This window comes from Streptococcus lishijunsis, from assembly GCF_047290665.1.
Taxonomy (GTDB): Bacteria; Bacillota; Bacilli; order Lactobacillales; family Streptococcaceae; genus Streptococcus.
This window is the reverse complement of record NZ_JBLBUC010000001.1, coordinates 205,685-232,231: the sequence shown is the minus strand read 5'-3', so window position 1 is coordinate 232,231 and position 26,547 is coordinate 205,685. Positions and strand designations below refer to the sequence as shown.

At 41.0% G+C, this 26,547-nt stretch carries 26 protein-coding genes and 1 pseudogene; 7 read left to right on the top strand and 20 right to left on the bottom strand.

Features of this window, described 5'->3' with window-relative positions; all coding sequences use genetic code 11:
* Positions 1–84 precede the first annotated feature (84 nt).
* From ACLN19_RS01210 to ACLN19_RS01170, 9 genes are all read right to left on the bottom strand, one after another.
* Positions 85–642 (bottom strand): YtxH domain-containing protein, encoded by a 558-nt coding sequence (locus ACLN19_RS01210; RefSeq protein ID WP_413382274.1) that lies wholly within the window; start codon positions 640–642, stop codon positions 85–87.
* 19 nt (positions 643–661) lie between these two features.
* Positions 662–1,060 (bottom strand): DUF948 domain-containing protein, encoded by a 399-nt coding sequence (locus ACLN19_RS01205; RefSeq protein WP_413382271.1) that lies wholly within the window; start codon positions 1,058–1,060, stop codon positions 662–664.
* 1 nt (position 1,061) lies between these two features.
* Positions 1,062–1,856: a prolipoprotein diacylglyceryl transferase gene (gene lgt / locus ACLN19_RS01200; protein WP_413382268.1), complete on the bottom strand. Its 795-nt coding sequence runs from the start codon at positions 1,854–1,856 to the stop codon at positions 1,062–1,064.
* Positions 1,853–2,785, bottom strand: coding sequence for an HPr(Ser) kinase/phosphatase (gene hprK, locus ACLN19_RS01195; RefSeq protein ID WP_413382265.1), 933 nt, complete (start codon positions 2,783–2,785; stop codon positions 1,853–1,855). The genes lgt and hprK overlap by 4 nt, the downstream gene beginning before the upstream one ends.
* Positions 2,786–2,962: 177 nt before the next feature.
* Positions 2,963–3,232: a PspC domain-containing protein gene (locus ACLN19_RS01190; protein WP_413382262.1), complete on the bottom strand. Its 270-nt coding sequence runs from the start codon at positions 3,230–3,232 to the stop codon at positions 2,963–2,965.
* A gap of 67 nt (positions 3,233–3,299) precedes the next feature.
* Entirely contained in the window at positions 3,300–3,737 is a 438-nt protein-coding gene (locus tag ACLN19_RS01185; RefSeq protein ID WP_413382260.1) for a SprT family protein, read from the bottom strand.
* Positions 3,724–5,862, bottom strand: coding sequence for a Tex family protein (locus ACLN19_RS01180; RefSeq protein WP_413382257.1), 2,139 nt, complete (start codon positions 5,860–5,862; stop codon positions 3,724–3,726). Before ACLN19_RS01180 ends, ACLN19_RS01185 begins: the two co-directional genes overlap by 14 nt.
* A 37-nt stretch (positions 5,863–5,899) precedes the next feature.
* The gene (locus ACLN19_RS01175; protein WP_413382254.1) at positions 5,900–6,955 is read right to left on the bottom strand and encodes an LLM class flavin-dependent oxidoreductase; all 1,056 of its coding nucleotides are present in this window, start codon (positions 6,953–6,955) and stop codon (positions 5,900–5,902) included.
* Positions 6,956–7,110: 155 nt separating this feature from the next.
* The gene (locus ACLN19_RS01170) at positions 7,111–7,869 is read right to left on the bottom strand and encodes a DUF4931 domain-containing protein (RefSeq protein WP_413382251.1); all 759 of its coding nucleotides are present in this window, start codon (positions 7,867–7,869) and stop codon (positions 7,111–7,113) included.
* A gap of 130 nt (positions 7,870–7,999) precedes the next feature.
* On the opposite strand from ACLN19_RS01170, the gene ACLN19_RS01165 reads away from it, so the two are divergent.
* From ACLN19_RS01165 to ACLN19_RS01155, 3 genes are read left to right on the top strand one after another with little or no spacing between them, the layout of a single operon-like run.
* Positions 8,000–8,116, top strand: coding sequence for an SPJ_0845 family protein (locus tag ACLN19_RS01165; protein ID WP_413382248.1), 117 nt, complete (start codon positions 8,000–8,002; stop codon positions 8,114–8,116).
* Positions 8,117–8,118: 2 nt separating this feature from the next.
* A complete protein-coding gene (locus ACLN19_RS01160; RefSeq protein WP_413382245.1) occupies positions 8,119–9,021 on the top strand; it encodes a permease in 903 nt (300 codons plus the stop codon).
* Positions 9,022–9,837: a TIGR03943 family putative permease subunit gene (locus ACLN19_RS01155; protein WP_413382242.1), complete on the top strand. Its 816-nt coding sequence runs from the start codon at positions 9,022–9,024 to the stop codon at positions 9,835–9,837.
* 54 nt (positions 9,838–9,891) lie between these two features.
* On the opposite strand, the gene ACLN19_RS01150 is transcribed toward ACLN19_RS01155, so the two are convergent.
* From ACLN19_RS01150 to yycF, 9 genes and pseudogenes are all read right to left on the bottom strand, one after another.
* Entirely contained in the window at positions 9,892–10,806 is a 915-nt protein-coding gene (locus tag ACLN19_RS01150; RefSeq protein WP_413382239.1) for a hypothetical protein, read from the bottom strand.
* A gap of 28 nt (positions 10,807–10,834) precedes the next feature.
* A pseudogene (gene ftsY / locus ACLN19_RS01145) lies at positions 10,835–11,752 on the bottom strand (signal recognition particle-docking protein FtsY); the annotation flags it as partial.
* Between the two features lie 557 nt (positions 11,753–12,309).
* Positions 12,310–13,140, bottom strand: coding sequence for a Cof-type HAD-IIB family hydrolase (locus tag ACLN19_RS01140; RefSeq protein ID WP_413382236.1), 831 nt, complete (start codon positions 13,138–13,140; stop codon positions 12,310–12,312).
* Positions 13,133–13,933, bottom strand: a complete 801-nt coding sequence (locus ACLN19_RS01135) for a Cof-type HAD-IIB family hydrolase (RefSeq protein ID WP_413382233.1) — start codon at positions 13,931–13,933, stop codon at positions 13,133–13,135. Before ACLN19_RS01135 ends, ACLN19_RS01140 begins: the two co-directional genes overlap by 8 nt.
* Positions 13,934–14,071: 138 nt before the next feature.
* Positions 14,072–17,614 carry a chromosome segregation protein SMC gene (gene smc, locus ACLN19_RS01130; protein ID WP_413382230.1) on the bottom strand — a complete coding sequence of 1,181 codons (3,543 nt, stop codon included), beginning with the start codon at positions 17,612–17,614 and terminating at the stop codon, positions 14,072–14,074.
* Positions 17,615–18,307, bottom strand: coding sequence for a ribonuclease III (rnc, locus tag ACLN19_RS01125; protein ID WP_413382226.1), 693 nt, complete (start codon positions 18,305–18,307; stop codon positions 17,615–17,617).
* Between the two features lie 141 nt (positions 18,308–18,448).
* Positions 18,449–19,261 (bottom strand): MBL fold metallo-hydrolase, encoded by an 813-nt coding sequence (locus ACLN19_RS01120; protein ID WP_413382223.1) that lies wholly within the window; start codon positions 19,259–19,261, stop codon positions 18,449–18,451.
* Position 19,262: 1 nt separating this feature from the next.
* Positions 19,263–20,609, bottom strand: coding sequence for a cell wall metabolism sensor histidine kinase VicK (gene vicK / locus ACLN19_RS01115; protein WP_413382220.1), 1,347 nt, complete (start codon positions 20,607–20,609; stop codon positions 19,263–19,265).
* On the bottom strand, positions 20,602–21,312 hold the full coding sequence (yycF, locus tag ACLN19_RS01110) for a response regulator YycF (RefSeq protein WP_413382217.1): 711 nt from the start codon (positions 21,310–21,312) through the stop codon (positions 20,602–20,604). Before yycF ends, vicK begins: the two co-directional genes overlap by 8 nt.
* 303 nt (positions 21,313–21,615) lie before the next feature.
* Here yycF and ACLN19_RS01105 point away from each other — a divergent pair, with 303 nt between their 5' ends.
* From ACLN19_RS01105 to ACLN19_RS01090, 4 genes are read left to right on the top strand one after another with little or no spacing between them, the layout of a single operon-like run.
* On the top strand, positions 21,616–22,380 hold the full coding sequence (locus ACLN19_RS01105; protein WP_413382214.1) for an amino acid ABC transporter ATP-binding protein: 765 nt from the start codon (positions 21,616–21,618) through the stop codon (positions 22,378–22,380).
* A gap of 13 nt (positions 22,381–22,393) precedes the next feature.
* Positions 22,394–23,197 carry a transporter substrate-binding domain-containing protein gene (locus ACLN19_RS01100; RefSeq protein ID WP_413382211.1) on the top strand — a complete coding sequence of 268 codons (804 nt, stop codon included), beginning with the start codon at positions 22,394–22,396 and terminating at the stop codon, positions 23,195–23,197.
* An 11-nt stretch (positions 23,198–23,208) separates the two neighbouring features.
* Positions 23,209–23,907: an amino acid ABC transporter permease gene (locus tag ACLN19_RS01095; protein WP_413382208.1), complete on the top strand. Its 699-nt coding sequence runs from the start codon at positions 23,209–23,211 to the stop codon at positions 23,905–23,907.
* A gap of 9 nt (positions 23,908–23,916) precedes the next feature.
* Positions 23,917–24,567: an amino acid ABC transporter permease gene (locus ACLN19_RS01090; protein WP_413382204.1), complete on the top strand. Its 651-nt coding sequence runs from the start codon at positions 23,917–23,919 to the stop codon at positions 24,565–24,567.
* Between the two features lie 27 nt (positions 24,568–24,594).
* On the opposite strand, the gene ACLN19_RS01085 is transcribed toward ACLN19_RS01090, so the two are convergent.
* Complete coding sequence (locus tag ACLN19_RS01085; RefSeq protein ID WP_413382201.1) at positions 24,595–25,599, bottom strand: DUF3114 domain-containing protein; 1,005 nt, start codon at positions 25,597–25,599, stop codon at positions 24,595–24,597.
* A gap of 69 nt (positions 25,600–25,668) precedes the next feature.
* Positions 25,669–26,538, bottom strand: a complete 870-nt coding sequence (locus ACLN19_RS01080; RefSeq protein ID WP_413382198.1) for a hypothetical protein — start codon at positions 26,536–26,538, stop codon at positions 25,669–25,671.
* Positions 26,539–26,547: the final 9 nt, after the last annotated feature.

Sequence of the window (26,547 nt, the reverse complement as noted above, 5' to 3'; positions counted from 1 at the left end):
AGGAACAAGGCCGTTGCTTAAATCTTTTATTATTTCATTGTCCACTTGACAGGGAACAGTTCATATTTCTAGGGAGTTTTAAGATTAAGCTTCTGTATGTTCTGACGTGTTTTCTTGTTCTTGTGATTCTTGTGACGCGACTGGAGCTGACTCTACTACTGGTACTGGCTCAGAAACAGTGCTCAATTCGTCACTTGACTCCTTGGTCTCATCACTTGGCTTGATATCTTTGAGCTCGATCACAATATCATCGACTTCTGCTTTGACATCTTCAGCATTAACGACCTCTTTATCAGCACTAGCGACATCGCTAAATTTAGATTTGACTTGATCAATCACATCTCCTGCTTTGCTGACAACTTCATCACTTTTTTCCTTAACAGCAGAAATCACATCTTCTTTAGTAATTTCGCCAGATTCAAATTTTTCCTTGTAATCATTAAAGGTATCAACAGCTAGGTGAGAATATTCGTTAGCCTTATCTTTAGCTTTTTGATGATATTCTTCAGGGTTTTCACGGTAATCTTGATAGGCTTTTGAGGCACGTTTTTTCATGTCTTTACCTTTTTCGCTAGCCAAGAAATAAGCTGCTGCTGCACCTGAAGCGACACCGACAATAATTGTACTCATCCATTTGTTCATGTTAAAAATCCTCTATTCTTTAATTTTCTTGCTCTTTTTTGCGAAATAGCTTACTAGCCATTTTTCCAACGGCAAAAGCCGAGCTTGCTTTTGCAACGTTGCTTCCAACACTACTAGCACGCATGCTAAAGGCTCTAGCTTGGGCGTTTAGATCAGACACGCTTTCTGACAAATCAGCAACCGCCTCAAAAAGAGGATCAATCGTCGCTACCTTGCCATTGACATCTTCAACCAATACATTTGCTTTAGCTAAGATATCATTAGTCTGATGGAGTGTGACATTGACGTCACTAGTCAGCACCTTCAGAGTGTTTTGCGCTTCGCCAACAACACGAGACACCTTTCTTAAAAGCAACACCAAATATAAGACCAAAATAGCAAATGCAATAGCGATGATGAGAACTGCCGTTCCCTCCATATTACTGTCCTCCTTTTATTTCTGAATAATACTGTCCAATACCCTTTAGACGTCGATAAATCACAAAGACAAGTCCTACAACGACAAGTAGTAACGATAGCCACTGAGATACCCTCAAGCCCATGAAGTAGAGGCTGTCTGTTCGCATTCCTTCAATGACAAAACGTCCACTTCCATACCATATCAGGTAAAAGGCTAAAATCTCTCCTTGCTTCAATAACCTTGGACGTTGTCTTAACCATACAATAATCACAAAGCCCAAAAGATTCCAAAGAGACTCGTAAAGAAAGGTCGGAACACGATAACTACCATCGATATACATCTGTTGTCTGATAAAAGCAGGTAGATAATCAAGATTATCTACGGCTTTGCCGTAGGCTTCCTGGTTGATAAAATTGCCCCAACGCCCAATAGCCTGCGCCAACATGACAGACGGTGCTATAACATCTAGGAAATTTATCGGATTTATCATGCGGTAGTAAGAAAAAATCATTAAAACCAAGGCACCGCTCAAAAGACCGCCATAGATAGCAATACCACCATTCCAAACAGCTATAATCTCGCTTAAATGCTTACTATAATAAGACCACTCAAAAGCCACATAGTAAAGCCTAGCACCCACAATAGCTAGGGGAAAGGCGATTAAGATAAAATCTAAGATGTCATCTTGACTAATACCGTGCTTTTTCCCTTCACGTATGCTCAAGTAAACCGCTAAAATAGCTCCTGTTACGATACAAACAGCATACCAATGAATAGCAAAGGGACCTAACTGGATAGCAATGGGATTTATCATTTGGCTTCCTCATTGCGACCAATCAGCTCTGTCAAGCGATTTTCAAAGGTTTTTGTCGCATCAAATCCCATTTGTTTGGCACGGTAATTCATCGCTGCCGCTTCAATGACCACAGATACATTTCTACCTGTCTTGACAGGGATACGTATCCGTGGAATCTTAACGCCAGATAATTCAATATCCTCATTGCCATTACCTAGACGGTCAAACTCTTTACCTCGCTCAAAATTTTCAAGATAAATAGACAACTGCACCTGAGACGAATCTTTAACTGCGCTAGCACCATAGAGGCTCATGACGTCGATAATACCAACCCCACGAATCTCTAGGAGATGTCGCAAAATCTCAGCTGGCTCTCCCCACAAGGTCTCCTCGTCCTTGGCAAAGACATCTACACGATCATCAGCCACTAGACGATGCCCTCTTTTGACCAACTCAAGACCCGTCTCACTCTTTCCAATACCAGAGTCCCCTTGGATAAGGACACCCATACCATAGATATCCATCAATACACCGTGAACACTGATACGCTCAGCTAGACAAGAATCAAGATACCAAGAAATCTCACCTGATAAACGGCTAGTAGGTACATGGCTCTGCAAAATAGCCACATGATGCTCACGCGCTGCACGCAACATCTCATCTGGAATAGCTAAGCTCCTTGCCACAATAAGAGCTGGCGTTTCTGGACGAAACATCTCTTTTAAGACTTGATAGCGATTATGAGCAGTCATCTTATTCATATAAGACCACTCTTTCATCCCTAAAAGCTGCAAACGCTCAGGTGAATAATAATCAAAATACCCAGTCATCTCAAGCCCTGGACGTGAAATATCAGCTGTCGTAATCTCAGTAGCTAAGCAGTCATCATCACCATAGATGACCTCTAACTTCAACTTATCGACCAGCATCTGGACTGTTACCGACATGTCTATCTCCTTATAGCAAACCCACACATATTGTGGTAAATGGTTATCGTTATCATTATACCACAATATGTGACAAATAGGATACTAAGAATGTTGACATTTGCTCTATATCTCATCAAACTTAAAAAAATGAGACTGTTTATCAGCCTCATCAACAGTCCTTTTTATTGAGAACGATTACCAAAACCAACCATCATCATCATTGACTACCTCGGCATCCTTACGCTTTCTAGGACCTTGTCCGTACTGCTCATACTCAATGTCCTCTTTGTAAGGTAGAAAAATAGCCAATAAAATATACAAAATCAAACCATATCGGGACACGAAAATCAAGAGAGCTGCAATAACACGTGCCAAGCCTAAATCCCAGCCAAACTTATCAGCCAAACCAGCAATAACACCTGCTAAACATTTGTTTTGACGTTGTTTATAAAATCGTGATTTCATAAGAAGCACCCTCTCTTTTTAGTCTATGAAACTAGTATAGCACAGCAAGCTCACAAAAAAATCAGCCTTACGACTGATTTTTAAAAACGAGCGGTCCATGGCACACACCACACACTCTGGTTTTGGTATTCACACGACGCTTTCTTCGATACATCATATGACAGCTCTGACATTGATAAGTATAAAGACGAGTCTTTGTATCGAGCTTTGGCGCATAGCGTAACCCATCCACTTGCTTAAGTAAGTCTTTAAAATCTTTATCGCCATGCTTGTAGCCTTTATGCGCATAATAAAGATGGTAATGGCAAAGCTCATGCTTGACAATCTTGCGAAACACAGCTAAGCCATAAGCTGCATAAAGTTTGGGATTAAAATCCAGATGACCGTCTGCTGGGAAAAAACGTCCCCCTGTACTTCTCAGGCGGTTATTCCACTGAGCCTGATGGCAAAAAGGACGTCCAAAATCCTCCAAGGAGACTTTTTTGACATAATTAGTGAGATTCATGAGGGTTTAATAAGGATAGGTTTATTTTTTGACGTTCACGATCAATCTTTGATACCCAGACCGTGACAATATCACCGACAGAGACGACTTGACTGGGATGACTAATAAAACTCTTACTCATCTGAGAGATATGGATAAGGCCATCATCATGCAAGCCAATATCCACAAAAGCACCAAAATCAACCACATTACGAACCGTCCCTTCGAGCTGCTGGTGCAACTCAAGGTCTGAAATATCCAAGACATCCTGACGTAGCTTAGGCGCTGCAAAATCATCTCGCAAATCACGACCAGGCTTCACTAAATCTGCCATAATATCTTTTAGCGTCTCTACTCCAATACCGTATTGAATAGCTAGGTCGTCTATGGCATTTGACAAGGCTAGTAGCTGATCTTTTGCCTTATCATCAAGACTTGTAATGCCATTGTCTGCTAACAATCGCTCTACAAATGGATAACGCTCAGGATGCACCCCTGTATTGTCCAAGATATTGCTTGATTCAGGAATACGTAAAAAGCCTGCTGCCTGCTCAAATGCTTTTGTCCCTAAGCGAGGGATCTTGTGGAGCTCATCTCGAGATAAGATATTACCATTTTCCTCACGATAAGCCACAATATTAGTAGCAATGGTCTTGCTCAAGCCAGATACATGCTCTAAAAGAGCGCTACTGGCAGTGTTGAGATTGACACCGACCTGATTGACCACTGTTTCAACGACAAAATCAAGATTCTCAGCCAATTTTTTCTGATTGACATCATGTTGATACTGCCCGACACCAATGGATTTGGGGTCAATTTTAACTAGCTCAGCTAAAGGGTCTTGAAGACGTCTAGCAATAGAGATTGCTGAGCGCTTTTCAACTGTCAAATCTGGAAATTCCTCGCGAGCTAGCTCACTTGCTGAGTACACAGAAGCACCACTTTCATTGACAATGACATAAGAAACTTGTGGAAAATCTTTTAACACCTCAGCCACAAAAGCCTCACTCTCACGACTAGCTGTACCATTTCCGATAGCGATAATGTCAATATCATATCGCGCCAATAACTGAGCTAAATCTTTTTTGGCCTGTTCAATCTGAAGTTTATCAGCTGGCGCCACAGGGTAGATGACCTGTGTTTCCACTAATTTTCCAGTTGGCTCAACAACGGCTAATTTAGCACCTGTACGAAAGGCTGGATCAAATCCTAGGACCATCTTATCCTTTAAGGGGGAGGTCAACAAGAGATGACGGAGGTTGTCTGTAAAGACTGAGATAGCCCCTTCTTCTGCTGTTTCGGTTAATTCTGTGCGTATGCGACGCTCCATAGCTGGAATAACCTTCTTTTTCAAGGCATCGATAATAGCCTTATCAATATAAGTATTTCGCTCCTTAAATCGTGCGCCAACAAAGCGAATCATAATGTCAATATCATAAGAAAAGGCGACTTTTAAAATACCTAGCTTCTCCCCACGATTTAGCGCCAGCACACGGTAGCCTTGAAGCTTTTCTACCTTTTCTTGAAAATCATAGTAAATACTAAATACCTTTTGCTCATCTAAACTATCGTCCTTGACTTGCGACGTCAACAAACCATACTGCTTGAGCTGACGATAGACAAAAGAGCGGATATTAGGGTCGTCTGCCATAGCCTCAATGAGAATATCAACAGCTCCAGAAAGAGCCTTAGCCACTGTATCAAAGTCTGCGCCACAAAAAGTAGCTGCCTTATCTTCTAGGTCTTTGTCATTTTGTAGGATGAGACGTGCTAAGCCCAAAAGCCCTGCTTCTTTGGCAATGGTTGCTTTAGTACGCCGTTTTTCCTTGTAGGGTAAATACAGGTCTTCTAATGTCGCTAGCGTGTTCGCTTCAAAAATCGCTGTCTTTAGCTCCTTTGTCAGCTTTCCTTGCTCTTCAATCTTGGCTAGTATCGTCTCTCGACGCTCACTTAAAGCTGTCAGCAGCTTGTCTTTATCAATGATTGTCTTAATCACTACCTCATCGAGATTACCAGTTGCTTCTTTTCGATACCTGGCAATGAAAGGAATGGTATTTCCTTCTTTGGTGAGGTTAAGAACTGCGCTTACTTGCTTGTCATTAAGCCCTAATTCTTGGGCAATTGCTGTTATAGTTGCATTTTCCATAAGACCTATTATAGCATGTTTTGGCTAAAATTTGAGCTTATTTGTTGGCTTTAGCTGCAAAATGAGCTCTAACTTTTGGAGCGACTTGCTCACCATAAAGACGAATAGCTTTTAAGACCTCTTGATGAGGCATAGAACCCACTGGTAGATGCAACATAAACCGATTAAGCTCTAGCGACTCGATAAGGGAGATGATTTTTTGAGCAACGTGATCGGGATCGCCCACTATCATAGCACCGTCTTTACCGACAGCAGCCAAATAATCAGCCTTTGTCATCTCTGACCAATGATCTCTGTCTTTTGCGATACGGTCAACTGTCTGCTTGGTCGGATGATAATAATGCTCAATAGCCGCTTGATTATCCTCTTCAATCCAGCCCCACGAATGTGCCGCTACCTGAAGTCTTTTAGGGTCATGTCCTGCTTGTTGACCAATTTTTTTATAAATGGCAACCAATTTAGCAAAAGCCTTTGGATTGCCTCCAATAGTAGCGTACACAATAGGTAAACCAAGCTCAGCTATACGAACAGTTGACTCTAAGCTACCACCTGTCGCTACCCAAACAGGTAAGCTCTCTTGATAAGCCCTTGGATAGACTGGCCGATTGGTGACTGTCTGCGTATGATGTCCTTGCCAATTCAGATTGACCCCTTTATTGATTTCTAAAAGCATGGCTAATTTTTCCTCAAAAAGAGCATCATAGTCTGCCAAATCATAACCAAAAAGGGGAAAACTCTCAATAAAAGACCCTCGACCAGCCATAATCTCAGCTCGCCCTTGTGATAAAGCATCGATGGTCGCATATTGTTGATAAACACGCACAGGATCGCTTGAGGATAGGATAGTAACCGCAGAACTTAAGCGAATATGCTTGGTCTTACTAGCGGCTGCTGCCAAGATAATCTCTGGCGCTGAGACGGCAAAGTCATCTCGATGATGTTCACCAATACCATAAATATCCAAGCCAACTTCATCAGCCAGATGGATTTCATCCACTAACTCACGGATACGCACATCATGAGCTATTAGCTTCCCTGATCCTTCTAGCAGCGTCGTTTCTCCAAATGTTGTAATACCTAGTTCAATAGCCATAAGCTCTACCTCCTAAATGATGTAAGATTATATTATCACTATGTAGTGATAAATGCAACCACTTAGCTCATACTAAAAAAAGACAACCCCGTCATTAGAGAATTGTCTTTTTCTAAAACTGAAATAGCAAAAACACATCATAAAGTCTTCTAAAGTCAATCAGGAACTTGCTCTAGCCAATCTTTCATATCCTTTTGAAGCTCATCTCTTGAGATAGGACTAGCTACCTGCGTCAAGCCATAGCCGATAAAATAAGGACTAGTCACAAAACGTGGCACCACTTTACAGACTAACTTATCTTCTTGAGTGATGAAAAAGAGATTGTAAGAGTTACAACGCCCTGAAAATAACCGTGTCAAAACATACCTAATCACATCTTGAAGTAGGTTAGAGAAAGTCCTATTGAGCGATTTAGCACAGATATTAAACTCCGTAATCCCCATAAAAGGATGTGAGGAGACATTAACATCTACCCCATCTTGACGATAAATAAGCGCTCCTATAAGATGTTCTTTGCGGATATTTTGATGGGCATCCCTATCTGTAAACGCTACTAATTGCATATGCGAATGCTCTAGGCTACCGCCTGATAAAGCCCCAAAATTTTTAAAAGCAATCACTGACTGAACACCATCTTTGGCCCTTAGTTTTTCCCAGCAAGATAAAAAATACGATAAGACCTCAAAAGCCTTTTGGCGTGAGTAATTGGCAAAATGTGCCTTATGATCCTTTGTCTCGATGACTAAAGTCTGATAAGCCTGCTTGATCGTTTGGTATTTATTATCAATCCAGAGCATGTCATCTTTTTCATCTAAGATACGTGCCAATTGCTTACGATCGCAAAAAGGACACGCGTCAGCATTACTAGGCTTTTGTCTTGCCACATCAGTATCAAAAATCAAAGGGTCAGCCATAAACACTCCTTTTACGTTTTGTTTTATTATAAGCAAAATAACACAACATTTCAAGACAAGGCTAAAGCCTGTTATTTTAAGGCAAGTATAGTATAATAAAAAGACTAATGCATAGAAAGTAGGTACCCTTATGGCTATTACTCATAAACGTCAAGATTCGCTAGAGAAGCTTTTTGCTGGTTTTGCAACCCTTACTGATCCTAAAGAAGAGGCTAAAGAAAACCAAAAAGAAAAGGCTAAAGACTAGCTATGACAATCTTTCATCAACTCCCTGATAATGTCTTACAATGGCTGGCGATTTTTTTGTCCATTATCATCGAAGCTCTTCCTTTTGTCCTTTTAGGAGCCATTTTTTCAGGTATTATTGAGGTCTTTGTCACACCTGACAAGGTTAATCGTTTTTTACCAAAACAAAAACTATTACGTGTTGTTTTTGGCAGTCTGATTGGTTTTGTCTTTCCGTCTTGTGAATGTGGTATTGTGCCTATTATCAACCGTTTTTTAGATAAAAAGGTACCTTCTTATACCGCTATTCCTTTTTTGACGACGGCTCCTATCATCAATCCTATCGTCTTATTGGCCACTTATTCCGCCTTTGGCAATTCCTGGTCTGTTGTGATCTTACGCTTAGTAGGGGCTTTTTTAGTCGCTCTTGTCCTTGGGCTACTCTTGGCTTATGTCCTAGATGATGACATCCTAAAGGAAAATAGAGCTACTCCTCACATCCACGACTATCACTCAGAGCCGTGGTTTAAAAAGATTTTTCTCGTGCTAACACATGCTATTGATGAATTCTTTGACACAGGGCGCTACTTGGTCTTTGGGACCTTGGTGGCTTCTGCCATGCAAATCTTTGTTCCAACACGTGTCCTTACAACTATCGGACATAGCCCTTTGACAGCTATTTTAGTCATGATGAGCTTAGCTTTTCTCTTATCGCTGTGTAGTGAAGCGGATGCTTTTATCGGTGCTTCCTTACTATCGACTTTTGGCTTAGCTCCTGTTATGGCCTTTTTACTGATTGGACCTATGGTAGATATTAAAAACCTTATGATGATGGCTAAAAGTTTTAAAAAACGCTTTATCATGCAGTTTGTGCTGATTTCTTGCCTTTTAGTCACCATTTACTGCTTAATTGTGGGGGTGCTTTAGATGATTCGATTTTTAATTCTAGCAGGTTATTTCGAGCTTTCCATGTATCTCCAATCCACAGGAAAGCTCAATCAATATATCAATACCCACTACGCCTACCTTGCTTATATCACCATGATTTTATCCTTTATCCTTGCTGTTGTGCAGTTATTTATCTGGATAAAGAATCTGCCGCTACACAGCCATATGACAAGCAGACTCGCTAAGATAACGAGTCCTATCATTCTCTTATTGCCTATCGTGGTGGGCTTATGTGTGCCTACGGTAACACTTGACTCGACTACCGTATCTGCCAAGGGCTACCATTTCCCACTAGCAGCTGGCTCAAGTCGCTCAGGAGTCAGTGAAGAAGGCATCAGTGTTCAGTATCTAAAGCCAGATACTAGCTCCTTTTTCACCTCAAATGCTTACGAAAAAGAGATGAGTAAAGAACTAGCCAAATACGCTGGACATGACGCTATCACGATCACTACTGAAAACTACATGGAAGTGATGGAGTTGATTTACCTCTATCCTGATGATTTTTCAGGTCGAGACATTACTTATACAGGCTTTGTTTACAATGAACCTGGGCATGAGCATTATCAGTTTCTCTTTCGCTTTGGTATCATTCACTGCATCGCAGACTCTGGTGTCTATGGCTTGTTGACGACTGGGCTAGAGAAAGACTATGATGACAATACCTGGCTAACAGTGACAGGTCAGATTCAGCTAGAGTACAATCAAATGCTCAAGCAAACCCTACCGACCCTTCACATCACACACAGCCAAGAAACCAAACAACCCAATAACCCTTATGTTTATCGTATCTTTTAAGCTCAAAAATCACCGCTTGTGCGGTGATTTTTTATCATTATGTTATAATCTAAGTCATTTTTCTTCAAAATGTATTACTAAAGCTTTTTCTTTTAAAACACGCTCACCTAGTAGTAAGACTTCTAATTCATGTTTAATATCGTTATTATCTTGTATATAGGCTAAAAAATAAAGAGCTTCAAAAAAAGTGCCAGGAATATGCCAATTGACATCTAAAAATTCAATAAAACCTAATCTAGCCATTGCCATTTGCATGCTACGGTTGGAGACAAAATAGGTATGTGTATAGTAATCCTCAAAATAATCCATCAAATTGACTTTTAATAAGGCATCTCCTTTTGTTGAGAGGCTGTAGAGTGGATAGGTCTCTAAAGTCTCTTTAGAGAGTGTCTTTAAGCCTAGCTTTGTCAAGTAATAGTTGATACTATCTCTAAGTAATATTTCTTCTTGCTCAACAGTGATAGAACCATTTTCACCTAGATTACCTCCTGTTAATATCTCTAAGGATTCTGAAGAGAAGGGACCATTGGTTTGAGGGAGCTTACTTAACAGAGAGTGATGAGGAGTTGCTACATCCTCATCACTAGCTTCTCCTTTACTTGGCTCTTCTTCTTTTGATTCAGCTCTCAAAAGGGCTTTATTGGAAGAGCATTCAATATCTTGAGGAAAGATTTCATATTCGTTTAAAAAGCTTTCTGCTTCCTCAAAATTATCGCTAATGCGGTTGACAAAGGCTCTGATAAAGCTTTTTTTATCATAATTATTAACTTTTTCTAGCTTAAAAGGAGCACTCTCATGGTTATTCGCCACTATAAACTGCATGTAATAGCTGATATCTGTCATCCTATCATAATGCTTGATGACATTTTGGCAATCACCTATGGCACGACTCAAGATATTATTTGGAAAATTGACAGGTACCAGAATATTGCCTAAATCACGGTTATGTAATATTCTAAAGGATGTCATCCTACATCTCCTCCTTACATCTTTTTATTTACATGATATCTTCTAGCAAACCACGCATAAAATCTTCTGAGTTAAAGGCACCGATGTCATCTATCTTCTCACCAAAACCAATGTATTTGACAGGAATATCCAATTCTTGACGAATGGCTAAAACAACACCACCCTTAGCTGTACCGTCGATTTTAGTTAGGATAAGGCCTGTCAGTGGTGTAATCTTTGAAAATTCCTTGGCTTGACTAAGCGCATTTTGCCCTGTCGATGCATCCAGTGCTAATAGGGTCTCATGTGGCGCATCTGGAATCACGCGCTTAATAATACGCCCTATCTTCTCTAGCTCTGCCATCAAATTATCTTTATTTTGCAAGCGTCCTGCCGTATCAATCAACAAGATATCAATGCCTTCTGCCACAGCTTGATTAACCCCATCAAAAACGACACTAGCGGGATCTGCTTTTTCAGGACCTGTCACTACTGGAACATCAACACGGCGCCCCCACTCGACAAGCTGGGCCACAGCACCTGCACGAAAGGTATCAGCTGCCACCAACATGACCTTTTTGCCTTCTTGCTTGTACTGGTGAGCAAGCTTTCCGATAGAAGTTGTCTTACCCACACCATTGACACCAACAAAAAGCATCACTGTCAAACCCTCTTGAAATTGGACTGTCTCATTATAGACATCGTCTTTTTCATAGATATCGACTAACTTCTCGATGATGAGATGGCGTAAATCTTCAGCACGTTTGGCATTTTCCAGCTTAGCTTCATAGCGAAGATCCTCTGTCAACTGAGTTGCAACGCTCACACCCACATCTGATAAGATAAGCACTTCTTCTAATTCTTCAAAGAAATCCTCATCCACACGACGAAAATTCGCTAAAAAGGCATTCAGACGCGCCCCAAAGCCTGTGCGTGTTTTTTTCAGTGTGCGGTTGTATTTCTCCTGCGTGGTTTCAACAGCATCCTCTAGCTCACTAGCCATCTCTAGACCATCTGATTCTGAGCTAGAAGCCTCGCTAGCTAGTGAGGCTTCAATAGCGGCACGTTTAGCATAATAATCCACCATAAAATCACGTTCTTTTTGAGACGGACCTTCTTTGTCAACATCAAGCTCTGAACTCAGGGAATTGGCTAACTCAGAAGTCTCACTTACAGTAGATACAGACTCCTCAGACGATTGACTGGAGTTAATATCCTCTTGCTCTTTTAGAGAAGAAATCTCCTCATGCTCTGAGCTAGGTAGGATTTCAAGTTCCTCGGAAGTGACAAGTGAGCTCCCTTCACGCTCATCTGCTTCACTCTCGTCAGAAAAAACCTTGTCGTCTTGCTGTTCTGGCTCAGTCTCATCAGAGATTAGGCTGTCTTTTTGTTTTTCTTCCTCGGTCGTGCTAGAGGCCTCACTTGAGATCAGCTCTACATCATCTGTTGCTACTTCTTTTTCGTTACTATCTAGCTCTAGATCATCTGTTGTTTGTCGTCCAAATAATCGGTCGAATAAGCCCATTAGTCTTCCTCACTTAATACATATTTTTCAATAGCTTCGGCTACACCAGAAGCTTCATTTGTCTTTGTTGTCACTTGATCTGCGATTTGTTTGACTTTGTCTGTGGCATTTGCCATGGCAACACCCAGACCAGCCCACTCAATCATACTGATATCATTTTCCTCATCTCCAATAGCCATCACCTGATTAGAGTCATAAGCTAAATGCTGACATAGCTGCGCCAAGCCACTTGCTTTGTGGACACCTTTTGGCATGATTTCAAAAATAATATCACGTGACTTAAACGCTTCATATTGTTCAAAAATCTCTGCTTCTAGCTTTGTCAACTGTTGGTCTAAAAAAGCTGCCTCCGTGACTGTGACTACCTTATTATAAGTCACATCGCGTGGAATATCCTCAAATCGCTCTAAAGCGACAAAAGTCAGCATGGGATTGGCTGTAGGATAAAGCGAGTGGTTGCCTTTTGAAGGAAGGCTATAGACAATACCATCACTCAAAACATCAAAAGGAAGCCCCAACGGCTCTAAATGAGCGTAAATAGTCTCTAAATCCTGATAACTAAGAGCTGATTTATCTAAAATATCACCAGTCGTCTTTTGCACCAAACCGCCATTAAATGTAATACAATAATCCTCATCAGACACTAGATTTAGCTCTTCTAATAAATTACCAATCGCTTTTAGCGGCCGACCTGTCGTAATAACAACTTTAACACCTTTTTGACGTGCTTTGGCTAAGGCATTTTGATTAGCAGTAGTGACTTTTTTGTGACTGTTAAATAAGGTCCCGTCTAAGTCAATGGCAATTAGTTTAATATCATGGTTATGCATTTAAAAACTCCTCTATATAGCTGATGACAGCATTGTCATTACAATGGCCAATAACGTCTTGACTAATAGCTTTAATCTCATCTTTAGCATTTGAAGTCGCAAGAGGCAAGCCTACAAAACGTAACATCTCATAGTCATTAAGATTATCTCCAAAAGCCATGACCTCTTCTTTTGAAATCCCTAGCTTTTGACACAAATGCTCAAGCCCTGTTTGCTTAGTCACTGTTTTTAAGATAATGTCAACAGACTGAAAGCCTGTCGTCACAGCAGTCGCATAAGCCAAACGATCACTTACCCACTGCTGCGCCTCAGATAAATTGTCAGCTTCAAAATTAGCGGTCAATTTATAAATCGAATCATTTACCTCTTCAAACGATGACACCAACATCAGATTATCATAATAGTGTGAGATAAAATCAATATAAGCTTTATCAGCGTCTTGTGAGACATAAGCACCTTTTTGTCCCGATAACAAATAGCTCTTTCCTGTCATATAAGGACTAGATTCTAATAAAGCAACTATTTCCAGATATTGCTCCTTAGCTAGTGTTTGTTCATAGCTTAAGCTATCATCGACTAGGACAGCAGCGCCATTTTCAGCGACAAAGGCCATGTCAGAAACGACGTCTGAAAACAGTCTCTCTAAGGCTAGTAGCGAGCGCCCTGACGCTCCCACAAAGACAATTCCTCTTTGCTTTAGCCGCTTCAATAATCTCCTAAAGCGCTCCTTGTCATACTGCCCTTTATCATCTAAAAAGGTACCATCCATATCCGTTGCAATTAGTTTTATCATACACTCTACCTTATTCTACGGCACCAACTGCCTTATTCCTTTTCATTGTCGTTGTTGATAACTACATCATGTTTATTATAACACAGACTAGACAAAAAAGCAGTGTCCGTTAGTGGACAACTGCCTTCTCTTTGCATGCTACTGTCTAGTCAGCTCTGTAGCTTCTTTTAATTTGACTGACACAATAGTGGACACTCCCGACTCTTGCATAGTCACACCATAGATACTATCAGCAGCTTCCATAGTCCCTTTTCGGTGTGTCACCACGATAAACTGGCTTGACTTGTCAAAACGATTGAGATAATCACCAAAACGCTTAACATTAGCTTCATCTAAGGCTGCCTCAACTTCATCAAGAATGACAAAAGGTACTGTCTTGACACGGATAATCGCAAATAAAAGCGCTAGCGCTGACAAGGCTTTCTCACCACCAGACATCAAGTTTAGGGATTGAATTTTTTTGCCTGGAGGTTGTACGGAAATCTCAATACCAGCCTCTAGCAAATCATCAGACGTCAACACCAAATCAGCACTACCACCACCAAACATGCTCTTAAAAGTCTCTTTGAAACTCTCACGAATCGCTTCAAAAGTCTCTTTAAAGCGCTGTTTGACCTCCTCATCCATATCAGAAATAGTCCCTAAAAGAAGGTCTTTAGCAGCTAATAAATCAGCTTTTTGCCCATTAAGAAAACCTAGGCGCTGATTGAGCTCTGCAAACTGACTAATCGCATCGACATTGACAGGACCTAAGCCCTTGATACCACGCTCTAGCTGCGCCAACTGCTCCCTAGCAAGCTCAGGATTATCTAAGACAGCTGCTTTTTGTTTGGCTTCGTCTAAGCTGAGTTGATAATCTTCACTGATACGACGCGCAAAATGACGCAAACGTTGGCTGATTTGGTCAAAGCTAGCCTGACAAGTAGCTTTTTGAGCAATCAATGTCTCATTTGTCTGCTGTTCATTGATCATAGCCTCTTCTAGCTCTTCTAGTTGAGCTTCATAATCCTCTAACTCAAAACCTAGCTGTATTTGCTGACGCTCTAAAGAGTCTTTTGTCTCCTTAGCATCGGCTAGCTGTTGGTTCAAGACAGGTAACTTATCTTTTAAGGACTGTGTTTTTTCCTGAGATAAGCGTGTCTTGAGGTGAGCTATTTCACTTTGTCTCTGCTCTAGTTGTTGGTCTAGGCGTTTCAGATTTTCACGCTCAAACTTCAACTCGCTGGCATCATCACGCTCACTTAACTGCAAGTCAGAGACTTGTCTTGTCAACTCAGTTTGTTTTTTAAGCACGCTATCTTTATCTGATTTGATACTATCAATCTGCTGACTAAGAGTCTCTTTTTGCTTTTCTATGGCTTGCAAGTCTTGCTCTAGGCTTTTAGTCTCATCAAGGAGCTGATCTAGCTCTTTATCAACAAGATGATGACGACGCGCGTCATAAGTCGCTCTCATATCTTCCAATCGACTAAGGGCTTGCTGGTGTGCTAACTGTGCAGCCTGCTCTTTTAAACGCGCTTTTTCGCCTTGTGATTTTAGCGCTAATAAGTCAGCTTCTTTCAAATCAAGCTCTTGTTTTAACCGCTCGACAGCTTTTTCACTCGTTAGCTGCTCTTTAGTCAATGCTTCTATCTCCAAAGCAAGCTGGTCTAACTCTGGTTTGATAAAAATGGTATTATTTTGACGGCTAGCACCACCAGAAAAAGAACCTCCAGGACGAATCTCTGTCCCGTCTAGTGTCACCATACGTACCTTGTAAGCTAAGCGCTTAGCCGCTTGATTAGCATGCTCAACGGTATCAAAAATAGCTGTCACACCTAAAAGATTGGCCATAATAACGTTTAGCTTATCGTCAACCTCAACCAATTGGCTAGCTAGACCTTGAAAACCTGCACACTCTGCTAAAAGGCTCATTTGTTGCTGGGATAAAAAGCGCTCTTTAATCGTTGTCAAAGGCAAAAAAGTCGCACGACCATGACGTCCTTTTTTCAAAAAAGCAATAGCAGACTTAGCAGCGGCTTCATCTGCTACGATGATATGTTGACTACTAGCTCCCAAAGCAATCTCTAGAGCTGTTTGATACTCACTTGAAAAAGAGAGATGCTCACTGACCGCACCGATAATGCCTTCTAAGCGATCTTGAGCTTGTAAGACCGCTTTGACACCTGCATAAAAATGACTATGATTGGCCATAATGGCCTCAAGGCTACCATACCTCGCTTTTTTACTAGTTAGCTTATCCATGATATCAAAAAGAGCTTGCTGGCTTTCTTGATAGTTCGCTCTTAGCTCCTGAAAGCTATCTTCTTGAGTGCGGTAAGTGCTCACTAAATCAGATACTGCTTTTTGAGACTGCTGATAGCCGTCAGCCAAAGCGCCACTATCACGCTCAAGTTCTGCTAAGTCAAGCGAGAGTTGCTTGACTTCATTTTGGTGCGTTTTCGTGATTTCTTCTTGCTGATTTTGCTGCGCTTTTAGAGAAGTCAAGCGGTTAGACAAGTCTGCCTCTTTTTGCATCAAGCCCACAAACTGCTCACGAAGCTCTTCTATAAGACGATCAGGGTCACTGCTATAGTGTTCAAGCTCTTTTTTCAGCAGACGAATGCGCTGCTGTTTTTCCTTAAGCTGACTCTCTAAGCGTATCAGATGTTTGCTTTTTTGCTCTTTATCACGTGTTTCGTCTGCTAGCATATCCTCATGCTTATCAAGCTGCTCTTGTAACTGCTCTTTTTGCTGACTTGACTGGCTTACTTCTAAGTGAGCCAAGTCTATTTGGCCTTGTAAATCACTGACCAAGCCCGTCACACTAACGAGCTGTGCCTGCTGCTCGCCACTAGTCTGTCTAAGAGCTTGACGTTTTGCTTTAAGCTTTTGATTTTTACTTTCTAAAGCTTGACGATTGACATAATACCTCTCTAGCTTTTGATTGAGCTCGCTTAGCTCTTCTTCTTTCTCAGCTAAAGCTGTCTTATCAGAGACAATGTCTGCGACTAAAAGAGACAAATCTAGCACTTGACGCTCACCATCCATCTCCAAAAAGCGCTCAGCTATTTCAGCTTGCTTTTGGAGAGGTTTTTGCTGGGCCTCTAGCTCGTAGATGATATCTTCTAAGCGATCTAGATTGTCTTTTGTTTGTCCTAACTTTGACTGCGTTTCCTTTTTACGTGTTTTATACTTCAAAACACCAGCTGCTTCTTCAAAAATAGCGCGACGATCTTGCGCTTTACTATTGAAAATCTCTTCAACACGACCTTGTGAGATGATAGAGAATGAATCTCTCCCAAGACCTGTATCCATAAATAAATCATGGACATCACGCAGGCGTACTTTTTGCGTATCAATGAGATAGTCGCTATCTCCATTTCGGAAAATACGACGCTCAACACGAACACTCTCGCCTTTATTATCTATAAAAGCATCACTATTATCAAAAGTCACTGCAACATAGGCATAATTAAGCGGTTTTCGGTTTTGCGTTCCAGCAAAAATCACATCTGGCATTTTAGCACCGCGTAAACTCTTTGCACTTGACTCCCCTAAAGCCCAACGTAAACTCTCTGTGATATTACTCTTACCTGAACCATTGGGCCCTACAACAGCAGTCACGCCCTTATCAAAGCTAATCACAGTCTTATCTGCAAAGGACTTAAAACCTTGCATTTCTATCTCTTTTAGAAACATCTACGCCTCACTCAATATATCAAGAGCTTTTTTAGCTGCCGCTTGCTCTGCTAGTTTTTTAGACTTACCGCTACCGCAGCTCACTGGCTCTTCATTGACAAAAACACTCACATCAAACACCTTGGCATGGGCAGGCCCTGACTCCTTTGTGACCCGATAGCTAATCGCCACATCACCATTGATTTGTAGGTATTCTTGTAGCGCTGTCTTATAATCTTTTACCTTTTGATAATTCCCTTTTTCAACTTGTGGGATAACCACTTGATTTAAAAAAGATTCTACAGCCTCCACACCCTTATCTAACAATAAAGCACCTAAAAAGGCTTCAAACAAATCTCCTAAAATCGTCGCTCGCTCACGTCCACCAGACTTCTCCTCGCCCTTTCCAAGACGAATATAAGCCTCAAAGCCACAATCTCTGGAAAAACCAGCTAGGCTTTCTTCTCTAACAATCATTGAGCGCAATTTTGACAGATCACCCTCTGGTTTTTTAGGGTATTTTTCAAATAAATAGCGTGAAATCAACAACTGGAGAACAGCGTCTCCTAAAAATTCCAAACGTTCATTATGTGAAATCTTTAGGAGACGGTGCTCATTGGCATAAGAAGTGTGTGTAAAAGCCGTCTCTAATAAAGACTTATCCTCAAAGACAATGCCGTAATCAGTTGACAATTTTTTCTCTAATGTTTCCATATGCGTCATTTCTCCTTCTATTGTCGGTCAAAGACCTATCTATTATACCAAAAATTTATCAAAATGAAAAAAGAGTTATCAGCTAAGACCAGCGTCTATCTGGTCTATCTGAAAAACTCCTAAGTAGCCTTTTTGCTACTTTTATATATTGGTCAGCGGACAAGCTTCATCAGGAGAGGTATCAAGGACTTTTAAGTCGCTCCCCACCCCAATATCAGCTGCCATGAGTTGATGCTCCATGGTCATATGTGCTAATTCCTTGATATTATTTTCCTTACTAAGATGCCCTAGGTAAATCTTTTTAGTGCGATTCCCTAAGGTTCTAATCATAGTCTCAGCGCCATCTTCATTTGAGAGATGTCCTTTATCAGACAAGATACGCTGCTTAAGGTGCCACGGATAAGCACCTGAGCGTAAAATATCAATGTCATGATTAGACTCTATCAGATAAGCATCTGCATTTTCAATCAATCCTGCCATCCGATCACTCACATAGCCTGTATCTGTCAGCATGACAAAGCTCTTATTATCTTTCATGATGCGGTAAAACTGAGGATCCTGTGCATCATGACTCACCCCATAGCTCTCGATATCCAAATCCCCAAAGGTCAACATCTCATCACGTGAAAAGATATGTTTGTGCTCGGTAGCTATCTTACCCAACATCTCTTTGTCATCTATGATTTCCCATGTTTTTTCATTGGCATAGATGTCCAAATGATACTTACGAGCAAGAACACCGACACCTTTGATATGATCAGAATGCTCATGCGTAATCAAAATAGCATCTAAATCCTCTGGTTTACGATTGATTTCAGCTAAAAGACTGGTAATTTTTTTACCAGTCAATCCTGCATCAATCAAAAGTCTTTGCTTTTTGGTTTCAACATAAAAGGCATTACCGCTAGAGCCTGAGGCTAGTATGCTGTAGCGAAAGCCACTGTCTTTTGTCATATTAACCTTCTCCTTCTTCCCATTCATCATAGACGACCGCTTCTTTATCATAAGGCAAGACAATAGTAAAGGTCGAGCCCTTACCATAATCACTTTTGGCCCAGATAAAGCCTTTGTGTAATTTGACAATTTCCTTAGCAATGGAAAGTCCCAGGCCTGTGCCACCTTGGGCACGGCTTCTGGCCTTATCAACACGGTAAAAACGGTCAAAAATCAAAGGCAAGTCTTTCTTTGGAATACCCAAACCTTTGTCTGAGATAGACAAAATAAGCTGATTTTCCGTTGTTTGCAAACTCACCGTAATACTGCCACCATCTGGCGAATATTTGATAGCATTATTTAAGATGTTGTCTAAGACCTGTGTCATCTTATCCGTATCAATTTCCATCCAAATGGGACTTAGCGGATAATCTCTGATGATTTCAATATGTTTTTGATTGGTTTGTTTGGCATTGATTTGATCAAAGCGATTCAAAATAGCCGTGATAAAAGCAATAAAATTAGTCATTTCGACTTCTAGCTGCGTGACGTGATTATCGATACGAGATAATGATAATAAGTCTGAAATCATACGCATCATCCGATTAGTCTCATCAAGAGAGACACGGATAAACTGCGGAGCTACTTCTTCCTTTAGAGCGCCTTCATCTAGTGCTTCAAGGTACGATTTGACCGAGGTCAAAGGCGTGCGCAACTCATGACTAACATTGGATACAAAAAGCCTACGCTCACGCTCTTCCTTTTCCTGCTCAGTCGCATCATGACTCACTGCCACAAGCCCCGTCACAAAACCACTGTCATGGCGATTACGTGCAAATCGTATACGTAAGGTCACAAACTCTCCTGTTTCATCTCGACGATAAAGCGTCAAATCAGGTGTCTTTTCAACTAAATCACGATAAGAATAGTCTAAGTCCTCTCCCAAGATAGCAATCAAAGGCTTGCCTAGAGCGTCTTCTTCGGTTAAATTAAATTGCTTTTGCGCCATTTCATTTATCATCGTGATACGACCAGAGCGATTGGTCGCAAGGACGCCATCGGTCATATAGGTAATGACATTTGAAAGGCGATTTTTTTCCTGTGCCAAGCTATCATGAGTCGCGCGATAAGCACGATTTAAAGCGTTGAGGCTACGCCCTAGCTCTACAATCTCAGGCTCCCCTTTTAGCTCCACATCAGCAGACTGCTGACCATCCATGAGGCTTCTGACTTTATCATTTAGGATACGTAGATTTTTGACAAGACGAATATCGCGATAAGTCAGAAACAGAAAATAAATTCCTACAAAAGCCAACAAAACCAAGAGAATAAACTCAAAGGTTCTAATGTTTCGTAATGTATTAACCATAATCTTTCATATAATAACCGACGCCTCGACGTGTCAAGATATACTCAGGTCGGCTAGGGGTGTCTTCGATTTTTTCACGCAGACGACGCACCGTCACATCAACCGTCCTCACATCGCCAAAGTAATCATAACCCCAGACAGTCTCTAAGAGATGCTCACGTGTCATGACCTGCCCTGCATGCGTCGCTAAATGATAGAGCAGCTCAAACTCACGGTGGGTCAACTCAATATCCTCACCATGCTTTCTAGCAATAAACGCATCTGGGACGATTTGAAGATTTGAGATGGTGATAATATTTGAGCCTGCTTCTTCATTTTCCTCAGCTACTGCCGACTCGATATTTTCAGTCCGTCTTAGATGAGCCTTGACACGAGCTAAAAGCTCACGGTTAGAAAACGGCTTGGTCACATAATCATCTGCTCCAATCTCAAGTCCAATAACCTTATCAATCTCGCTATCTTTAGCTGATAGCATGATGATAGGGACATGGCTTGTCTTTCTAATCTCACGCGCCACCTCAAGCCCGTCTTTTTCAGGCAACATCAAATCAAGAATCACCAAGTCAGGCGACTCGCTCTCAAATAAAACAAGGGCTTGATTGCCATCAAAAGCCGCTACCACATCATAGCCTTCCTTGCTTAAATTAAACTTGATAATATCAGAAATGGGTTTTTCATCATCAACAACGAGAATTTTTTTCATATCAATCCTCCTCTTTTCTTTATATTGCTCTCTCTATCAATCGAATCATTCAAAGCTAACATTGCCATTATATCAAATTTTATAAAATAAATACACCAAAGACTATGCTAGCCATCTTCTTTAGATCGCTATCGCTTATAAAAAGACTTTATTATGTTATCTGAAGGACATCGTTTAGCCTATATTTCACTAATTTTCTGAAAAAATTGACAAGATAAGTCCCTTTATGCTACAATATGATCGTAATGTTATAAAACCTAACAAAATTTTCAGTATTATGTTCAAAAGGAGGAGAAGTTTGTTATGGCTCTTATTGAATACAAAAATGTCGATAAATATTATGGTGATTATCATGCGCTACGCGATATCAATCTTGACATCGAAGAAGGTCAAGTAGTCGTATTACTAGGTCCTTCTGGCTCTGGTAAATCAACCTTGATTCGGACAATGAACGCTTTAGAATCTATTGATACAGGGAGTCTGATTGTCCATGGACACGAATTAGCCAATGCCAGTAACAAAGAATTGGCTGAACTCCGTAAAGAAGTTGGCATGGTTTTCCAACATTTCAACCTCTATCCTCACAAAACAGTGTTAGAAAATGTGACACTAGCTCCTATTAAAGTCCTTGACATGCCTAAAAAGGAAGCCGAAGCTATCGCTGAAAAATTTTTAACTTATGTTAACATGTGGGATCGTAAAGATTCTTACCCAGCTATGTTGTCTGGTGGTCAAAAGCAACGTGTCGCAATTGCACGTGGATTGGCTATGCGACCTAAGGTGCTTTTATTTGACGAGCCAACATCTGCTCTAGACCCAGAAACTATCGGTGACGTTCTTACAGTTATGCAAAATCTAGCTCGTGAGGGGATGAATATGATTGTGGTCACGCATGAGATGGGATTTGCGCGTGAAGTGGCTGATCGTATCATTTTCATGGCTGAGGGGCAAATCCTAGTCGATACGACAGATGTTCATGGCTTTTTTGATCACCCAACTGAAGCGCGTGCCCAACAATTTTTAAGCAACATCATCAATCACACAAGTGAGCGTGTAACCACAACCTAAAAAGGAGACTAATATGGTAAAAAAAACAATTGGTGTTTTGTTTTTAGCCCTTATCACTTCTATTCTCTTATCTCCCATGACACATGCCTTGGAGAGTACTTCTGCACAAGTCAAAAAAATCCAAGATAAAGGTGTCCTCACCGTAGGTGTCAAGCAAGATGTTCCCAACTTTGGCTATTATAGTGCTGAGTCTAAAAACTACGAAGGCATGGAGATTGATATTGCCAATAAAATCGCTAAAAGTATGGGGGTTAAGATAGAGTACGTCCCAGTCACTGCTCAGACGCGTGAGGCGGTTATGGATAATGGGCAAGTTGATATGGTCATTGCTACCTACACTATCACTGACGAACGCCAAAAATCCTACAACTTTTCAGAACCCTACTACACTGATGAAGTCGGATTTCTTGTCACTAAATCAAGTGGTATCAATACCATCAAAGACCTTAATAAACAAACAATAGGAGTAGCCCAAGGCTCAACAACAAAAGCTTTGATTGAAGAATATGGCAAAGCCCATCATCTCAACTTTAACTTTGTCCAGCTAGGGTCTTACCCAGAGCTAGCTATCTCGCTATATGCTCACCGCATTCAAGCTTTTTCGGTGGATAAGTCTATCTTATCCGGTTATCGCAGTCAAAAGACCAAGATACTCTCACAAGGCTTTAATACCCAAGAATACGGTATCGCCACCAAAAAATCCAATACCGAATTAACAGCTTATATCAACCAACTCCTAAAGCAGTGGAAGTCAGACGGTAGCCTAGAAAAAATCTACAAACGCTACGACTTAACCCCTGCCAAGTCAAACTCATAAAAGGAGGGCTTATGACTATCTTAACGACCAGTCCTTTTGCCTTATCACGTTGGGCTGATTTTTTTGCTCATTTTGGCGAATTTGCAAAAGGTTTTCTCTACACTCTTGGGATGTCTATTGGAGCGCTTATCTTAGCACTCTGTTTAGGCATCGTCTTTGGTGCCTTATCGTCTACCAAAAATAAATGGCTACGCCTTATCGCGCGTATCTATGTCGAAGTCTTTCAAAACACACCACTCTTAGTACAATTTGTCGTGGTGTATTATGGACTTGCTATCATTACAAACGGTGGTATCATGATCAATGCTTTTTTGACCTCAATTATCTGTGTCGGTATCTATCATGGCGCTTATATCTCTGAGGTTATTCGCTCAGGCATTGAGTCTATCCCTCGTGGACAGACTGAAGCGGCGCTATCTCAAGGTTTTACCTACAAGCAAACGATGAGTTTGATTATCCTACCGCAAGCCTTTCGTGTCATTCTACCACCTATGGCCAACCAAGTCGTCAACTTAATCAAAAATACCTCAACGGTTGCCATTATCTCAGGTGTTGATATCATGTTTGTCGCTAAAACATGGGCTTATGATACGACTAGCTATGTTCCAGCCTTTGTAGGAGCCGCTATTCTCTACTTTATCTTGTGCTTTCCACTTGCCACTTGGGCACGCCGTATGGAAAATGCCAATAAAGAATCATACTCACTTTAGGAGGAGCTTATGTCAGCAATACTCACTAAAACCAATCTCCTCTTTATCCTTGAGGGATTAGGACTGACCTTATATATTTCGTTTTTTGCGATTATCTTGTCTATGATTTTTGGGATTATCTTGGCTGTTATGCGCAATAGCCACAACCCCTTACTCAAATGGACAGCTAGTATCTATATCGAATTTGTCCGTAATGTTCCCAACCTCTTGTGGATTTTCATCATTTTTCTTGTCTTTCAAATGAAGTCAACCCCTGCAGGAATCACATCATTTACGGTCTTTACCTCCGCTGCTTTAGCGGAAATCATTCGTGGGGGGCTAAATGCTATCGACCCTGGTCAGACCGAGGCAGGCTTGTCTCAAGGTTTTAGACAATGGCAAATTTTTGTCTATATCATCTTTCCACAAGCTTTTCGAAAAATGCTTCCAGCCATTATCTCACAATTTGTCACCGTCATCAAAGACACCTCACTTCTTTATTCAGTCATTGCTATCCAGGAGCTTTTTGGCAAGAGTCAAATCCTGATGGGGCGCTATTTTGAAGTGGACCAAGTCTTTACCCTCTATGGTATCGTCGCTGGACTTTATTTTATCATTAACTTCGCTATCTCAAGCTTCTCGCGTCGCTTAGCAAAACGCTGGGAAGAAGCTGCTGAATAATAAAAACACCTTAGGGTGTTTTTTATTTTAGACGTTTTTTAACAGACGCTTAAAAGCTGTCTTGGCTTGTTTTAGCTTATAATACAGGCTCTTACCCTCTGTCGAAAAAGCACCTGTGTGGCTAAATTGACTATTGGGGTACTTCTTATGATAGTCTTTTGACAAAGGAAAATAGGTCGTATTAGGAGCACGGTAGGCTCTAGCGATACGATTTCGAAACATAGGGTCGTGCGGTCGAATCGTCGTCACATCTAAATCCCAATGACGTGCACCAACATTACCATAATTAAAACTCGCTCCATTGACAATACCTGCTTCTCTGAGCACACGAGCATCAACTTCATTTAAAAAATACCCACAACTAGAGAGAATAAACTCTGTATGAAAATCTATCAAAATCTTAATATTATAGCTCTCCTTGCCTTCAGGAAAAGACCAGCTACCCTTGTTGAACCTTTTTTTATTATGCAGACGTGACGAGTGCCTAAAAGCGTACCGCTTTCGTGGTAGGGTCTTTAGATACCTGGCTAGCGCCAAAGCATCAGACATCCCCTCTTTTTGATAATGACAACGAACAAATTCGGCTTGCTGGCTTGATAAAACATAACGCAACTGATGAATTCGTCTCTCTAGGCGCCCTTCAAGAGCCAGACTTCTTTTGGGAAAAGCCTTATCCACCAAATCAGCCAAGTCTAAAAAAAGACGATCATGCGGGGCTAGAGAAGGATCAAAACGAGCCACGAGCTCTCTATTTTCTTCTAAACGCCCTGATAGCTCGTCTGGCATCTCCAAGACATCCAAGAAAAACTGCAAGCGCTCTTTAGCTGTCCAAGTCTTAGTCTTGGACCAAAAATACCTAAAGGTCTTAGAGCCAATCTGATGTTCCCTAGGGTCAAGTCCTAAAAGCAATAAATCTTGGCAGGTCGTGAGGTCAAAGCCAAACCGACACCAAAACAAGGCGGCTTTGTAGTGCTGATAGTAGTGATAGAAATCCTCTTGTGAGCGAATCTTGAGATGATAAGTCTGTCGCATGTAATCTCCTTTTCTTTATTATAACAAAGAAAAAGCAAAAAGCTCACATCAAAAGATGTGAGCTTTTCTTTAGAACCAATCATTGTCATCATCTGAATCATGGTCATCATCATCAAAGTCTCGGTGTTTGTCATGACCACCACCAAAGACTTCTGAGAGCATCGTACTTGTGACCTTGTTGTCTTTTAGAGTCGTTTGAATCGCATTTTGTGCTGTTCTTAGCTCTTCTTCTAGAGACGCTGATTTTTCGACATAGGTCGCATAGGCCTTAGAATACTGTTCTTTTAGGGATTTTAAGCTATCCAAGTCAGCTAACAAGTCTGACTTCTCGCTATCAGATAGACTTGAGCGATTGATGGCTTGCTTGATATCGACAAAGTCATCTGTATCAAGCTCACCTAGGCTATCTACATGTTCGTCAATCTTAGCCCACAGATTCTTATGTTTTGACATAAGGCTTGAAAATTCAGATTCTAAGTTATAAAAGTTGTCTGTATAGAGTTTTTCCCACTCTGTATTAAGTGAGGCAACTTTATTGATATTGTCCTTGGTCTTCTCAAGAGCTGCTAAGAAGGTCTTCTTGTCTTCTGACGACAGGCTAGAGTTATTGACAGCCTTAGTCCATTCATCATAGGTCATAGTCGTCTCATAATGATAAGATGTGCTATTTTGCTCATCACGATCATCAAAGTATCCATCACCTTGACCACTCATGTTAGCCCCCATTTGCTCTTGTGGCATATTGCCCATAAAGGAGTCACTATCACCAGTTGCTTCTCTAAATTCTGTCGCAAACTCCGTCGTACGACTGCCAATCATCACACCTGCGCCACCAACGGCTAAGAAAGCTGCACTGAAAAGAAGGGTCTTTTTCCAATTTTTGGTCATACTTTTTTGAAGTTTTTGAGCACGCGTTTTCACATTATCTTTAAATGCCATTGTTCTTAC